The organism is Pseudacidobacterium ailaaui (assembly GCF_000688455.1).
Taxonomy (GTDB): Bacteria; Acidobacteriota; Terriglobia; order Terriglobales; family Acidobacteriaceae; genus Pseudacidobacterium; species Pseudacidobacterium ailaaui.
In genome coordinates this window covers 1,435,601-1,451,029 of sequence record NZ_JIAL01000001.1, presented here as the reverse complement: position 1 = coordinate 1,451,029, position 15,429 = coordinate 1,435,601, and the positions used below count along the sequence as shown (strand labels likewise).

Annotated in this window: 8 protein-coding genes; 6 read left to right on the top strand and 2 right to left on the bottom strand. The window is 59.8% G+C overall.

Going from position 1 to position 15,429, the window contains the following annotated elements; translation table 11 throughout:
- Positions 1-102 precede the first annotated feature (102 nt).
- Positions 103-2,373: a GH92 family glycosyl hydrolase gene (locus N655_RS17690; RefSeq protein WP_044935400.1), complete on the top strand. Its 2,271-nt coding sequence runs from the start codon at positions 103-105 to the stop codon at positions 2,371-2,373.
- Between the two features lie 12 nt (positions 2,374-2,385).
- Here the strand turns inward: N655_RS17690 and N655_RS17685 are convergent, their stop codons facing one another.
- Positions 2,386-4,896, bottom strand: a complete 2,511-nt coding sequence (locus tag N655_RS17685) for a glycoside hydrolase family 31 protein (RefSeq protein WP_044934104.1) — start codon at positions 4,894-4,896, stop codon at positions 2,386-2,388.
- 84 nt (positions 4,897-4,980) lie between these two features.
- Positions 4,981-8,655 (bottom strand): carboxypeptidase-like regulatory domain-containing protein, encoded by a 3,675-nt coding sequence (locus N655_RS0106415; RefSeq protein WP_026442319.1) that lies wholly within the window; start codon positions 8,653-8,655, stop codon positions 4,981-4,983.
- Between the two features lie 220 nt (positions 8,656-8,875).
- Between N655_RS0106415 and N655_RS0106410 the strand changes: the two genes are divergently transcribed.
- The 5 genes from N655_RS0106410 (at position 8,876) to N655_RS0106385 (ending at position 15,390) form a co-directional block, all read left to right on the top strand.
- Complete coding sequence (locus tag N655_RS0106410; RefSeq protein ID WP_026442318.1) at positions 8,876-10,111, top strand: hypothetical protein; 1,236 nt, start codon at positions 8,876-8,878, stop codon at positions 10,109-10,111.
- Positions 10,112-10,201: 90 nt separating this feature from the next.
- Complete coding sequence (locus N655_RS20255) at positions 10,202-10,900, top strand: CPBP family intramembrane glutamic endopeptidase (protein WP_162173509.1); 699 nt, start codon at positions 10,202-10,204, stop codon at positions 10,898-10,900.
- Between the two features lie 292 nt (positions 10,901-11,192).
- A complete protein-coding gene (locus tag N655_RS0106395; RefSeq protein ID WP_026443859.1) occupies positions 11,193-11,924 on the top strand; it encodes a 16S rRNA (uracil(1498)-N(3))-methyltransferase in 732 nt (243 codons plus the stop codon).
- A gap of 99 nt (positions 11,925-12,023) precedes the next feature.
- Complete coding sequence (efp, locus tag N655_RS0106390; protein ID WP_026442317.1) at positions 12,024-12,584, top strand: elongation factor P; 561 nt, start codon at positions 12,024-12,026, stop codon at positions 12,582-12,584.
- A 199-nt stretch (positions 12,585-12,783) separates the two neighbouring features.
- Positions 12,784-15,390: a SpoIIE family protein phosphatase gene (locus tag N655_RS0106385; protein ID WP_026442316.1), complete on the top strand. Its 2,607-nt coding sequence runs from the start codon at positions 12,784-12,786 to the stop codon at positions 15,388-15,390.
- Positions 15,391-15,429 lie beyond the last annotated feature (39 nt).

Below are 15,429 nucleotides of genomic sequence, written 5' to 3'. Positions count from 1 at the left end.
TGGTTCCGGCAGGGGACTTTTTCTTTTGGAAATGAGCGCTGGTCCCGGCAGGAAGGGGAGCCGGTGAATTGAGGTCATATGCAGGGGAAGTGCTGTTGGGGGTTGCTGGCTGCTTTATTGCTGGCAGGACAGGGATTCTATGGGCAACAGAAGAAGCCAGTAGATTATGTGAACGGGCTGGTGGGAACGGCGCCGCTCGATGAGCAGAAGCTCATCGGAAACGCTCCACCACCGGGGGAACTGCTGTATTCGGGCTTCACTTCTCCGAATGCGGTGCTGCCGCATGGTGCAACGGACCCGGGGCCGATCAATGCAAATCTGGACCTGGAATATCCGGCAGGTGTCCGCGCGCCATACTTTTACCCGAACCGGATGATCTATGGGTTCAGCACCGGGGTGCGAGGCGGTCCGGTCGTGATGCCAGTAACAGGAGACTGGACGGTGCCACCGCAGCGCAGCGCCTCGGTGTATGACAAGAGCAAAGAAAGGTCCTCGCCCGGATACTACAGCGTGTCTCTGGACGACTTTGATGTCCAGGTGGAAGTGACGGCGACCACGTGGACTTCCCTTTTCCGCTTCACCTTTCCAGAGTCGGAGAAATCGCACATCCTACTGGACCTGGGGCGGCGCGGCGGCGATGTGGAGATTGTGAATGACCATCTGGTGCGGGGGAAATCGCGAGATGGCAGCCGATATTTTGTGGCGGAGTTTTCGCGGCCATTCCGCATGTCAGGGACCTTCCGGCAGGAGCCGCCTTCAGACCCGCAGCGGGGAGACATTCTGGGGTGGGCAGATGTCAGGCCGGGGGAACGCAGCATCTCAGGGCATTTTGCCGGGGCGTATCTGCGCTTTGCCACAAAGCAGGGCGAGCAGGTCTTGATGAAGGTGGCATCAGGCCTGAGCTATGAGATGGCTGAGCAACGACTCCAGCAAGAAGATCCTGGCTGGAACTTCGAGCGTGTGCGGGAAGAGGCCAGGGCGGCATGGGCAAAAAAGCTGAACCAAATTGAAGTGGAGGGTGGTACGGAAAAAGAGAAGATGCTGTTCTACTCCTGCCTGTATCACTCCTTTGCCAGTCCGCACCTGCTGGCGCGCAAAGGCGAGCGGTTTTTCGGAGAAGACAAAAAGCTGCATACTGCCGAATTTGACCGCTATGATCAGGTGCCGCTGTGGGACACGGGCCGGAACCAGGTGGTGCTACTGACGCTGCTAGAACCGGAAACGAAGGTCGACATTCTGCGTTCGCAACTGGACATTGCGCGCGAGACAGGCTACATGGGCACGTCTTTCCACGGAGACAATGCGGACCTGATGTTTCTGGGCGACTGGGAGCGCGGACTGCAATTTGATTGGGCCGCGGCCTATGAGTATCTGCGCAAAAATGCAATGGACCCGAATGGTCCCCGGCCCTATCTGGCCGAATATCTGGAGAAGGGATGGATCTCAGACTTCATTCCGAAGGACGAGAACCCCAGTCCTCCGTATGCGGATGGCAAGGCCGGAGTGGCGACGACGCTTGAATATAGCTGGGACGACCATGCGCTGGCCCTCTATGCACAGAAGCTGGGCAAAGCGGATGATGCCGCGATGTTTCTGAAACGCGCCCACAACTATAAGAATGTCTTTGATCCTTCCACCGGATTTATGCGCGGCAGAACGGAAGATGGAAGTTGGATATCACCTTTCGACCCGCGGGAGCCATATTACAACTTCATGATGAAGGAAGCTTCGGGATGGTCCACGCTATGGCTGGTCCCGCATGATGTTCAGGGCCTGATGGACCTGCTGGGAGGAAGAGAGAAATTTGCCGCGAAGCTGGATGAATTTTTCACGACCCCATACACAGCAAAGGGGATCTGCCGCGACTGCACGGGGGTGATCGGGCAGTATGTCCAGGGCAACCAGCCGGACCAGCAGGCAGCCTACTATTATGACTGGGCGGGGCAGCCATGGAAGACGCAGGAGCTGACGCGACGCATCCTCAGACTCATGTATGGCAGCGACCACACGGGACTGGCTTTTCCGGGAATGGATGATCAGGGGGCAACCTCGTCTTGGTATGTGATGAGCGCGCTTGGGTTCTATCCGGTGGACCCTTCGAGTCCGGACTACATCCTGGGCAGCCCGATCTTCAGCCGCGCCGTCATCCATATGGGCAATGGCAAGGATTTCACGATCGTAGCCAGAAACAATTCATCCAGAAACATTTATATTCAATCGGCAACCTTGAATGGCAAACCGTGGAACAAGCCCTGGTTCAGCCATGCTGATATCGCCAAGGGTGCTACGCTGGTGCTGACGATGGGGCCCACGCCGAACCAGAACTGGGGGAGCGCGCCGGATGCCGCACCCCCTTCGATGACCTCAAGATGAGCACAGTGTGCTCTAACGGAACTGAAGGTCCACGCCGCGGCCGTTGTCCGGTACGGTGACGGAAACGCAGTTTACGGACTTTTCCAGAGGCAACGTCGCTGTACTGCTCTGGACGGCAACCTGGTCCTTCTGTGGAGACCAGCCGTACACCTCGATGCGTACCTCTTTCCACCAGGCGGGATAGCTGCCCTGATGCGGGCCGAGATGGACTTCGAGTCCCGTGCTGTTGAGCTGGCAGGAGGAATCCATGCGGAGGTACTCGCCGCGGCGGTAATTGTAGGTGGTGCCGTCGTCGAGATAGAGGCTGCCGTGACAGTGGTCTCCGGTGTAGATGCGCAGCGTGAGGGGGCCTTGTGGCGTGTCCATGGTGCTCTGCGTAAGCGGGGCGAGGGGCAGGATGGTACCTCCGCGCACGAAGACAGGAAGCGTGGCCAGGTCGGGACGGACCCGAGTGGTCAGTACAGGTCCGGAGGAGCTCTGCGGCTGGCCATTGCCTTTGAGGGCCGCGGGTTTGCCTACTTTCTCTCCGGTCCAGTAGTTGTACCACTGCGCAGAAGGAAATTCGACGTCGTAATCGTCCATTTTGTCTGGAAAGGGGGCGCCGGCAATCAGGAGGTCGGGGCCCAGGAGAAATTCCTGCGAGGCGCTGGCATCCACGTCGATGGGGTGCCGGTCCGGCAGGGCGTCGGGAAATTCCAGAAAGAGCGGACGCACCATGGGCAGGCCGGTGCGAGAGGTTTCCTCGGCCAGCGTATAGAGATATGGCATCAAGCGATAGCGCTCCTCAATGTACCGTCTGCGGATGGCTTCCGCGTCGGCGCCGCCGACCCAGGGTTCCTGGTCACCAGAGTTCTTCTCTGTGTGGTCGCGGTCAATGGGTTGAAAGGCGGCCACCTCCAGCCATTTGGTGAGGAGGTCTTTTTGCGGAGTGCCGGCAAAGCCGCCCACGTCTGCACCGCTGAAGGCAAAGCCGCTCAGGCCCAGGTTTTCCAGCATGGGGGTGGTCAGGCGCAGGTGGTTCCAGGTGCTGCTGTTGTCGCCAGTCCAGGTGGCGGCATAGCGCTGACCTCCGGCATAGCTGGCGCGCGTGAGTACAAAGGGACGCTGGTTGGGCTCAAGCCGCAGGAGTCCTTCAAAGGTGCCGCGGGTGTTCTGCATGCCGTAGACATTATGGATTTCAGCATGGGTGGCCGTGCGTTTTGTGAATCCCGGTTCCTCGATGCGATGCACGACGTCGAGAGGCATGGTTTTTGTAGGGGTCTCAAAGATGGCCGGCTCATTCATGTCGTTCCAGAAACCGGCAATGCCCAGATGGTAGAAGTCGTGATAAAGGCCGCCCCACCACGCGCGCGTCTGCTGGCGTGTGAAGTCGGGAAAGACGCTGGGACCGGGCCAGACGACGCCGGTATAGACCGAGCCGTCCGGATTCTTCACAAACTCGTCGCCCGCCATGCCTGTGTCATAGGGCCTGTAGTCCTCACCTGGGGCCTTGGCGATGTGCAGGTCAGTAATGGCAACAACGTGGAAGTGTTTTGCCTTCAGTTGTTGGACCATACCAGAAAAGTCTGGGAAGCGCTGCTTGTCTACGGTAAAAGGGCGGTTTTTGTACTGGTAGTCGATGTCGAGATAGATAGCGTCGGCGGGAATCTGGTCGCTGCGCAGACGGTCTGCAATCTGCATGACACGCGCCTGGGAATCATAGCTGTAGCGCGACTGTTGGAAGCCGAGGGTCCACAGGGGCGGAAGCGGGGGCGTACCGGTGAGCCAGGCGTAGGTCTCCACAACCTGCTTCGGGTCAGGGCCATAAAAGAAGTAGCAGTCCAGAGGGCCATTTTCCGCGCCGTAGGAATAGACATCGCGCAGCTGCTTGCCGAAGTCAAAGCTGCTGCGCCAGGTGTTGTCCATGAGGACGCCAAAGGCGCGGCCTGAGCGGAAGCCCATGAAATAGGGGATGCTTTTATAGATCGGGTCAGTGGATTCCTGGAAGCCGTAGGCGTCGGTGTTCCAGAGGGTAAAGGCCTGGTCGCGGCGGTCAAGAGGGCCGGTCTTGTCGCCCAGTCCGAAGTAGTGTTCATCGAGGGGCATTGTCTTGTAGAAGCGGAAGGCATTGCCATGAAACTCGACGGGCCGCGCGTCCTGCTGGAGAACATTGCCATCGCGGTCACGAATGGTCATTCTTCCGGTGTTGCGCTCTACGGCAACCCGCAGCCAACGAGTAGCAAAGCCGACGGTGGCATCGGAGTTTTCTGCGGTCACCGAAACGGTGCTGTGCCGTGCCGAATCGAGCACGGCCCAGGAGGCGTCCTCAGGAAGCTGCTCGGTTTGCGAAATGCGGATGCGGAGAACATTGTCGCGCAGGGCGGTGATCTCCATGCGTGCAGCGCCGTCGCGAAGGTCCACTCCATTGGGAAGCGCATGGGTCTGTGTGATGTGGTCAAAGGCCGTACTTTGGGCCGAGGCGGCGACGCCGGTGAAAGACAAGAAGAGAGAACAGCATAGAGATGCAAAAAAGCGGTGGGCCATCTTGAAGTCCAGGTGCTCCGGAATTTGCAGTTATTGTTACAGATCCCAAAAAGGAGGGCCATCGGTGAGGACGGCCCCAACAGGTTAAAAGGTGAATTTTGCGGAAAGCTCCACCAGACGCCGGCCAAGTTTGTAGGGCGCAAAGCCGAAGCCGGAGGCGGGATCATATTTTGCGCTGGAGGGCGTTGCGCCCGGAGAGAGATCGGAAAGCGTCAGATTGGTCTGTGAAGCGTATCCGGTCCCGAAGCTGTTAAGCGGGTGGTTCAGAAAGTTGAAGGCGGCGATGCGGAAGTGGAGGTCGCGCTCGCCTCCCAGGCCAAAGCTTTTTTCAAGCGTAAGGTCGCTGTTGAAGTAGGCCGGACCCATGACGTAAGGGAGGATGTACTGTCCGTTGTGCCCGATCTCCGGGAGTCCGAAACAACTGCCATTGATGTACTGATGGCGGCCGAGACCCGCGCCGGGATTACATTTAAGGACGGGCTGAAGGCTGACGTCCGGGGTGCCGAGGAAGACCTGGTTGGTGACGCTGAGCTGGGTTGGATCTCCATTGGGGCCAAGTTTTCCGGAAAGGTAGAAATCCGGGCTAGCACTGATTCCGGTCTGCATATTGCCACCGCTCTGTATTCCTGTGATGCCGGAGATGAGCCAGCCGTTGACCAGCAGTCCGAGGCCCGGCTGCTGCACGTATTTGCCGAGGGCATAGGAATAGGTAGCGTTGAAGATATGGCGATGGTCGAAGTTCATCGGTCCATAGTTGTGGGGGATGTTGAAGGGATCGATGGCCGCGGTCCAGTTAAAGTTTGCCGCGGAGCCCAGGATGCCCAGCGCTTTGGACCAGGTGTAGTTGAATCCGTAGTTGAGCCTTCCCGACTGCCGTTGCAGTACGGCCTGCAGGGCGTTGTAGTTTGCGTAGGTGTTGTGGCGGGGAACGGTGATGGTCTGATATTCGGGATAAGGGCGCCACAGCTGCACATCGCTGGCCTGCAGGGCCTGCACCTCCAGCGGTGTGCAGATGGCCGCGGCGCATTTGCCGGGGGCCAGTCCCGCCGGATGCGGTGTATAGAGCGCGCCCACGGGCAGTGCATTCAGATTGTTGAGCACGACAGACTGGGTGGAGCCATTGTTCATGAGCGAGTTGCTGTTGTTGCCGGCATAGGTGAGCTGGAAGATGGCCTTTTGCGGCAGCTCCTGGGCAAAGCTCACGCTGTAACTGTTGGTGACTGGCTCTGTATCGTCTCCCCGATACAGGCCGAAGGTGCTGGTGGCAAGGCCGCCAGCAGTGATGGGCATATGCAAAGTATTGATTCCGGCGAGGGTGACGCCGCCGAAGCCGAAGAGGTTCGGTTCACGCAGGCCGGAGGAGTTGGCGAAGGCATTGGTCACGTCCACAATGGAGTCATGCATCCGGTATGAGCCGTAACCGCCGCGCAGCACAGTCCTGCCCGTGCCGAAGATGTCCCAGGCAAAGCCCGCGCGCGGCTCAAAGAAGAGCGCAGTCGAACCAGTGCCGGAGTTGGGGACGGACTTATCCAGGGCATGCCAGGTGAAACCGGGCAGAGGGTTTTGTGGTGAGGCCGGTTCAGCGATCGTGGCAGGATTCCAGACAGCGGCGCCGAAGCCATGCGCATCCTGCCAAGCGCCGAGATGCTCTACGCGCAGGCCATAGGTCAGGACAAAGTTGGGGCGCATGCGCCAGGTGTCTTCACCATAAAAGCCGACGTTCCAGAAATAGAGGTTGGTGCGAGGCAGGAAGTTCTGCTGGTCGAAGCTCTGGACTTCGCCCTGCATAAAGTTGGCCAGATAGTTTCCGCTGGTGTAGTACTGTGGTCCAAAGGCCGGCGAGCCATCGGGGTTGAGGCCGTTGTAGTCATGGAACGGAGTGCCTGCAGGGGGAAAGTAGTACATGCGGATGGCGCCGTTGGAGTCTCCGTTGGTAATGGTCTGGTTATTGGTGATGCGCTCCAAAAAGACGCCAGTCTTTACGGTGTGCTGCCCCCAGACTTTGGTCAGATTGTCGCCCAGGCTGGGCTGGAACTTCTTGAGCGAGGGCGAGCCGTAGGAGTAATCGGGCTGGATGGCAAGGGGAAGGCCATCATAGCCGTAGTCCTGTAACTGGGGGAAGTTTTTGCTGCCGTTGTTGTAGATGCCCTGGTAGGGATAGTGGATGGCCGCGCTGGTGAGTGCCGATGGCGTCTTGGCGTCAAAGGCCTGGGTGAAATAGACAAAGGTGCCGGAGAGTTCGTTGGTGAGGGTGGAGGAAAAAATGGTGACATAGTTGGCCGCCGCCGTGTGCACGTGAATGTCATTCAGCACACCGCCTCCGGGCGTGTTGACCGAGCCCATGGGACCGCCAGGCGAATAATAAGGGACCTGGGGCTGGCCCTGACGCTCTTCCTCATAGGTATAGCGAGCAAAGAGGTGGTTGTTTTCGTTGATGGCGTCATCCACGCGTCCGGTGGCCTGCCAGAGATTGTTGTTTACCAGATTCTGCGTCGTGTAGTTGTAGCCATCGGTGCCGGTCGGCTTATTGGGCAGCGGCAGCAGGTTGTTGATCAGTGCCATGGCCCCGGGATCCAGCAGTCCAGAGGGGAGTTGCCCATTGGTGATGGCGGAGCCGTCTTTGGCAACCGTTGGAACATTCGTGAGGTTGCCGTAGGCACCGCCCTGATAGTTCGGGCCGAGATAGTTTTGCAATTCGGAGGCGCTGAAGTCGCCTTTGCGCATCTGGGCCGTAGGGACCAGGGCATGAATGATGGAGCTTCCAGCGCTGCCGTATGCATAGATGTCATGCTGGGCGTCATATTCGGCGCCGGCGAAGAAGGTCAGTTTTCTGCTGTGGGGAACCGGACCACTGAAGGTGGCTCCGGGATAGACATAGCGGTCGCCGGGGCGCGGAATGCCATTGAAGTTCGCCAGCCAGTCATTGGAATTCAGTTGCGGCGCGCGGGCGAAGGTATACAGTGAGCCGTGATAATGCTGGCCGCCAGCTTTGGTGACTCCGGTGATGACCACCGGACCGTTGGGCTGCGATGCGCCGAAGTTTGAGGTCTGCACATGGACCTCAGAGACCATGGAGTCATTGATGTTCTGAAGATTGGCGCCGAAGTTGCCGGCATCGGTCAGGTTGGCACCATCCAGTGTGAGCGTAATGCCAGCGACCGGAGCACCGTCGGAGGCGTAGGGGGTCTGCTGGCCAATCTGCACCTGCGAAAAATCCGGGGCGGTGTTGGTGGGGCCAAGGTTGCGGATGGCGAAGCCGGGGAGGACCTTGAGCAGCTCGGTCGCGTCGCGCCCCTGAATGGAAAGCTGGTCGAGCTGGTTGGCGCTGATGGTGGCGCTCAGTTGACCATTGTCCAGAGGGATGCCGCCTACGGTCTCCTGAACAGCGACGGTCTGTGTGGCGCTGCCGACGTTCAGCCGGATGTCGGAGACGGCGCGGTTGTCGCCCGGGTCCAGATGAATGCCATTGCGGACGAAGGTGGAAAAGCCAGTCCTTTCCACGGTGAGGTTGTAGTCGCCGCTGGGGAGCGCGGCGAAGGTGAATGCGCCGGATGCGTTGCTGGTCACCATGCGCAGATCTCCGCTATGAGCGTTCTGCAGCGAAACGGCAGCGCCAGGGACCACTGCGCCACTCTGGTCCAGTACGATTCCGCTCAAAGATGCTGCACCTACCTGTGCGAGCGCCCGGCCGACTGCCAGTGAGAGCAGCAGGGGGAGAACGCACAGCAGGCAGATTCGATTGATCGTTGTTTTCTGCATCGACATGCCTCCATAAAGGGCCTTCCGATTTTTTTCTGAAGACCGGAGTGCTTTATAGGGGCCGAAACAGAGAAGAGAGAAGTTCCTTGCGGCAGCGATACGGAAAAATTAACCGTTAAGAGCTGCTGGAAGATGCTTGTAGGAAAGGACTTGGAGCCGGAGGTACGGTCGAAGGCCGTGTCCGCTATAATCGGCCTTTGTGGCGGGTTGAAGGAAGCAAATGCAGGCGGATTCGATTGCCGAGGGCCATCCGGTATGGACTGAGGCCGAGAAGAGAGCGGTGCTGGAACAGGTAGAGCGTCTGCTGGCCAGTCCTTACTTCAGCCATAGTCGCCGCTTTCCTACCTTTCTGCGTTTTGTAACGCAGCAGACGCTGGCGGGCGAAACCGAGCTACTGAAGGAACGGACGCTCGGCATCGAGATCTTTGGTCGCGCGCCAGACTACGACACCTCTTCTGATCCGATTGTCCGCGTGACGGCGGCGGAGATCCGCAAACGGATCGCACAGTATTATCAGGAGCCGGGGCATGAGGAAGAAGTGCGGGTGCTGCTGCCGGCCGGCTCCTATGTGCCCCAGTTCCAGTGGATGCAGAAGACCGGCGAGGCGCAGCATACAGAACCGGAGCGGCACGATGCTCCGGCTGCGGAGGGCCAGGCCTCTCCAGAGCGAAGAGATGTGCGACACGTTTCCCGCTGGACGGCCGGAATTGTCCTTGCCTCCCTGCTGGCTTTTGCAGCGGGACTGTTGTGGCGGGCAGAGCAGCATTCGCCGCTGGACGTTTTCTGGGGGCCGGTGCTGCATTCGCAAGACCCCGTCCTGCTGTGCATCGCAGACCAGAACCAGTATTCCGTCATCGCCCTGCGGGACGCGACCGACCCCAGCCGCCAGAGCCTGCTCAAGGACAATCTGAGCGCGGTAGTCATGGACGACGTGAGCGCGATTGTGAAGATTGCAGGACTGATGCAGGCCAATGGCAGAAAATACAGCCTGAAGGGCGAGGGGACGACGGAGCTGAGCGACCTGCGCAATGGTCCGACGGTCTTCATCGGCGCATTTGATAATGCCTGGACGCTGCGTCTGACCCAATCTCTGCGCTATCACTTTGGCAACAACGCGGAGATGACGAAGTTCTGGATTGCAGACGCTGCGAGCAAACAGCCTCCGGTGTGGCTGGTGGACCGCACGCAGCAGGAGGCCACGAACAACTATCGCGACTACGCCATTGTGGCGCGCTTTTTGGACACGACGACCGGAAAGCTGGCCATTGTCGCGGCCGGGATCGCGCGAGGCGGGACCATCGCGGCGGGAGAATTTCTGACCACGCCGGCATATCTCAATGCGCTGGCCAAGGGCTTCTCTGCAGGCAGCAGCCAGAACATGGAGATTGTCCTGAGCACCGAGATCATCGGCGGGCAGCCGGGAACGCCCAGGATTGAAGCCGCCTATTTCTGGTAAGGGCGCGCGGCTGTCTATCATCAAGACATGGAAACGGATGTGTTCCCCCTTCCGGAAGAGAGCGCCGCAGGCAGAAGTCCTGGTGAGAGAGTGTACTCTCCGGTGGCGCCCTGGTGGCACACAGCGGTGCTGCTTGCTCCAATCTTGTTCTTCTCCCTGATGGGAGGGCAGCGCGCTGCGCGCCAGAATGCGGGAGAGCACCATGGATTGCAGTATCTGCTGACGATGGTGTGGGAGTGGGTCCTGGCCGCGCTGGTGCTGTGGGGCATCCGGCTGCGCGGTGTGCCTTTGCGAAAACTGCTGGGAGAAAGACGCGCGTCTGCCGCGGAGTGGAAGACAGACCTGCTGCTTGCTGCTGCGTTCTGGATTACAGCCAGCATGGTGCTGGCGGTCCTTGGCCTGCTCCTGCAGTTTGCTCATGTCGCCTCTCCGCAGAAAACGCTCGCGCTGCTGGCCCCGCGGAATGGGACCGAAGTGACACTTTGGATTCTCCTGAGCATCTCGGCCGGGACCTGTGAAGAGCTGGTGTTTCGCGGATATCTGCTCCAGCAGTTTGCCAGCTTGAAGGACCGTCTGTGGGTGGGTGTGGTGGTTTCCTCTTTGTTGTTTGGCATGGCGCATGGATATGAAGGAGTGGCAGGGATCCTTGCCATCACCGCATATGGAGCGATGTTCTGCGCATTGGCCATCGGCAGAAAGAGTCTGCGCGCAGGAATGATGGCACATGCGTGGCATGACATTGTTTCAGGCGTGGCGCTGATGCTGCTTCATCACGCACACGTGATGTGAGATGTGCAACGCTGCTGCGTCGTGTTTCGGTGCGGAGCACAAAGAGATTTTGCCTTTATTTTTTTCTTGACACTTGTTTCACAGCACTCTATACATTCGTTAACTGCGGCGAAGCAGTTCCGCAGTACACGAACAGGGAGAATAGAAACTATGGCAACGAAAAAGGCAGCCAAAAAGGCAACGAAGAAAGCAGCAAAGAAACCTGCGAAAAAGAAATAACTTCGTTCCAGGCAACACAGAAGGGGGACGCACCGAGCGTCCCCCTTCGTGTTTCTGTGAGAATCAAGAGAAGATGACACGTCGACGCTGGATTGCCGATACATGGAATGAAAGCACGGCCTCGCTGACCGGGGAACAGGCCGCGCACCTGATTCGCGTTTTGCGCGCGCAGCCGGGCACGGAATATGACATTGTGGCCGGAGACCGCGTGTGGCACGCCGTGATTGCCGGCATCAGCGGCGATGCAGTGCGCTTCAATCTGATTGCGGAGGTAGAAGCCGATCCGGCGCTGCCGGTGACACTGCTGCTTTCCGTCTTCAAATTCGACCGGATGGAATGGGCGATTGAAAAAGCGACGGAGCTTGGCGTCGAGCGGATCATCCCCATGGTTGCGCGGCGCAGCGAAAAACACCTGGTGCAGTCGGCAGAAAAACGTGTCGAACGCTGGCGGCGCATCGCGCGGGAGGCCGCACAGCAATCGCGGCGGTCCGACGTTCCGCAGATTGAAGATGTCGTTCCGCTGAAGACGGCCGCCCGCCAGGCCACCGAAGCGGTGCGGCTGCTTCTGGCCGAACAGGAGCGCTCGACGACGCTGCGTCACGCCGTGGAAGAGGCGCTGCGGAATGCGGGGGAGGAAATGCCGGCCATCCGCATGGCCGTGGGTCCGGAAGGAGGATGGACGGCCGAGGAAGAGGCGCTGTTTGATGCAGAAGGATGGAAGGCCGTCAGTCTGGGTCCGCGCATTCTGCGTGCAGAGACGGCGGCGATGACGGCGACCGCAGTGGTCTCGGCCCTGTTGGAGTAAAAGCGCTAAGGTACAATCAATATTCGGAGAGTTTTCCCGCGTGGCCTTGAGCGCCCGCATCCTGAGAAGGTCCCAGAACCAAAGAGCAAGGAGTTTTTTATGGCGATTCCCGCCACACAGATGCGTCCGGGCATGATCATCCGGCACAACAATGAACTACACGCGGTGTTTTCTGTCGAGCACCGCACACCAGGCAACCTGCGTGCTTTTATCCAGGCCAAGCTGCGCAATCTGCGCACGGGGGCCATGTTTGAGCACCGTTTCCGCTCTGCTGACGCGATTGACCGCGTGGTGGTGGATGAGGTGCCGATGGAGTTTCTTTACAACGACGGCGATGATTACTATTTCATGAATACGGAGAACTACGAGCAGACGCATCTGAAGCGCGATACGCTGGGCGATGCAGTGGAATATCTGACGCCCAACCTTCAGATTACCGTCTCCTTTTTTGATGGAAAGCCGGTGGGCATCGAACTGCCGGCGACCGTGGAGCTGACCGTGGTGGAGACCGAGCCGGGACTGAAGTCGGCCACGGCCTCTTCGGTCACCAAGCCGGCCAAGACGGAAACCGGACTGGTGGTGCAGGTGCCTCCGTTCATCAATGAAGGCGAGCGGATCCGCGTAGATACGGCGGAAGGAGCGTATCTGTCTCGCGCCTGAGAGCAAACAGTGTTCTTCTCTGCAGCGGCTGCGGACCCCCGGAGGGACGCAGCCGTTTTTGCCATAGCGGGCGGCCCAGGCCAGGTCCTTCGGAGGGCCTTGACTGAATTGATTGGGGCAGGTGTCTCCGCTGCTGTGGACCCTGGAAAAGTTTCATACGAAGAAAGCGCCAGCGGGCGTAGGATGAAGGCCAGACCGGATGAAGGTAAAAAAGACATCTCCTAACCTGCTGTGGTTTTTTCTGGGACTTTATGGGGTGGCCAGTCTTCTGTACTGGCTGGTGCTGGCGCTCAGTACATGGGCGGCCGCGGCGCATCCTGATGACCACGTGCGCAATCCGTTTTCCTTGAACCGGGACAACCTTGTCATCCGCGATGTGCAGCCGGAGGCCCGCGCGGCGGGCGTGCCGGAAGGGGCGGTGTTGCAGTCGCTGAACGGTGTTCCGTACCAGGCAGCCGAATGGGACGGCACACTGAACAGTGCGCACCCGGGCGACATGATGGACATCGGCTTCCGCCGCAGGGATGGAAGCACGGGGGAAGCGGTGGTGACTCTGGTGACCTTACGCCAGGACCCGCGTCTTCCTTCTCCGGCGGTGTTTCGGGCCCAGACGTTGGTCTTTTCTGCCGTCTCGCTGGCCTGCTTGCTGATGGGCCTCTGGGTGGTGCTGGCCAAGCCGCTTGAAAGGAACGCATGGCTGCTGCTGGTGCTGCTCACAGCGCCAAGTGTCATTTTCTTCAGCGGCCACGGGCTTACCAGCGGGCTGACTGGCTATGCACTGGAGGTCTGGTACATTCTGCAGCAATGCGCCATGGCCCCTGCGCTTTTTCTGTTTGGAATTTATTTTCCTGAGCCATCACGCCTGGATGCGAAGATACCGTGGCTCAAATGGGTGGTGCTGGTGCCTTTGCTACTGTGTGTTGCAGTGGGAATGCCGGCCACCTATGGGGAATTTTATGGCAGCGGCAATCCTGACTGGCTGGCGCATGCGGCCACGTGGGCCGGACACGTACAGGACTTCCTGAACCTGATGTGCGTACTGCTGTATCTGCTGCTGACGGTGGACAAGCTGCGCTCGGCATCCACGGAAGATGCGCGGCGCAGGTTGCGCGTGCTGACGGCGGGAATGGGAGCCGGCCTGACGGCCCTGCTGTTGATCTTTGTTCTTCTGCCTCATTTTGGCATCACGCCCAGTGATCCGCAGCGGCTTTGGATTGCATATGTGGGGGTGCTGTTCCTGCTGCTTGCGCCCTTTACCCTGGTCTACGTGGTGCTCGTGCAGCGCGCAATGGATGTGCGCATCCTCATCCGCATGGGCGCACGTTATGCCCTGGCCCGGGCGACGCTGTGGGTCGTGCAGATTACGCTGATCGGCGTGCTGGCCGTGGAGCTGCTGCTGCCTGTCTTTGGGAAGAAGCAGCAGGGAGCCGGCGGCATCATCGGCGTGCTGGTGTTTCTCGTGATTGTGCTGCTGCTGCGGTCAGGTCTGCAAAAGCGGGCGCAGCAATGGATTGACCGGAGGTTCTTCCGCGAGGCCTATGACACCGAGCGCGTGCTGAATGATCTGGCTGAAGAGGTCCGGCGCTTTACAGAAACCGAGCCGCTGCTTGAGACCGTCGCCAAGCGCATTGCAGAAACGCTGCACGTAGGGCAGATCGCCATGCTTCTGCGGCGCGGGGAACAGTTCGTGCTGCAGCAGTGTATCGGCCTTTCCGCAAAGGACGGGCTGGCGTTGCCGGTGCAGGCCTCGGCAGTGCGATATATGACAAACACGCACCAGCCGGCGCGTCTTTACCGCGAAGACCCGGATGCCTGGTATCTGATGGCCGGTACGGCGGAGCGTTTTGCGCTGGACCAACTGAATGCTGAATTGCTGCTGCCCTTGCCGGGACGCCACGGCATGATGGGCGTGATGGCGCTGGGGCCCAAGCGCTCGGAGGCGGCATACTCTTCGGCGGACATGAAAATGCTTCAGGCCGTGGCCGCGCAGACCGGGCTGGCGCTGGAAGTAAGTGAGCTGGCGCGCTCGCTGGCCGCTGAAGCCGCGCAACGTGAACGCGTGAACCGCGAAATGGAGATCGCGCGTGAGGTGCAGGAGCGGCTCTTTCCGCAGGAGATGCCGCAGGTCCCCGGAGCGAGCATTGCTGGTTTCTGCCGTCCGGCGCAGGGCGTGGGCGGCGACTACTACGACGTCATTGATCTTGGCGATGGCCGCGTCGGGCTGGCGATAGGCGATGTTTCCGGCAAGGGGATCTCTGCGGCGCTGCTGATGGCCAGCCTGCGCGCCTCTCTGCGCGGGGTGACGCTCGACGGGCCGCGCGATTTTGCAAGGCTCATGCACAAAGTCAATCGGCTGGTGTATGAGGCCTCGGCCTCGAACCGCTATGCCACGTTTTTCTTCGGCTCCTATGATCCGGCCACAAGAGTGCTGGAGTGCGTGAATGCGGGGCATAATCCGCCGGTCCTGCTGCGCGGGCAACAGGTCCTGCGGCTGCAACCGGACGGTCCTGTCGTCGGCCTGCTGCCCGCCGCTCCTTATACGGAGCAGAGGCTGCAACTGTACCCGGGCGACGCGCTGCTGCTGTTTACCGACGGCATCAGCGAGGCGATGAACCAGGAAGATGAGGAGTGGGGCGAGGAGCGCATGATTGCCGCTGCACGCGGCGCGCACGGTCAGGCCGCCTGCACGCTGCTGGAGACCATCTTTGCCGCCGCCGATGGATTTACGGCCGGCGCCCCCCAGCACGACGATATGACACTGCTGGTGCTGAAGCTGCAGGAAGAGAAGGCAGGCAGTATTCAATGAGTGGCATCGGCCAGCATGGGGCGCATTTTCAGCCGGACC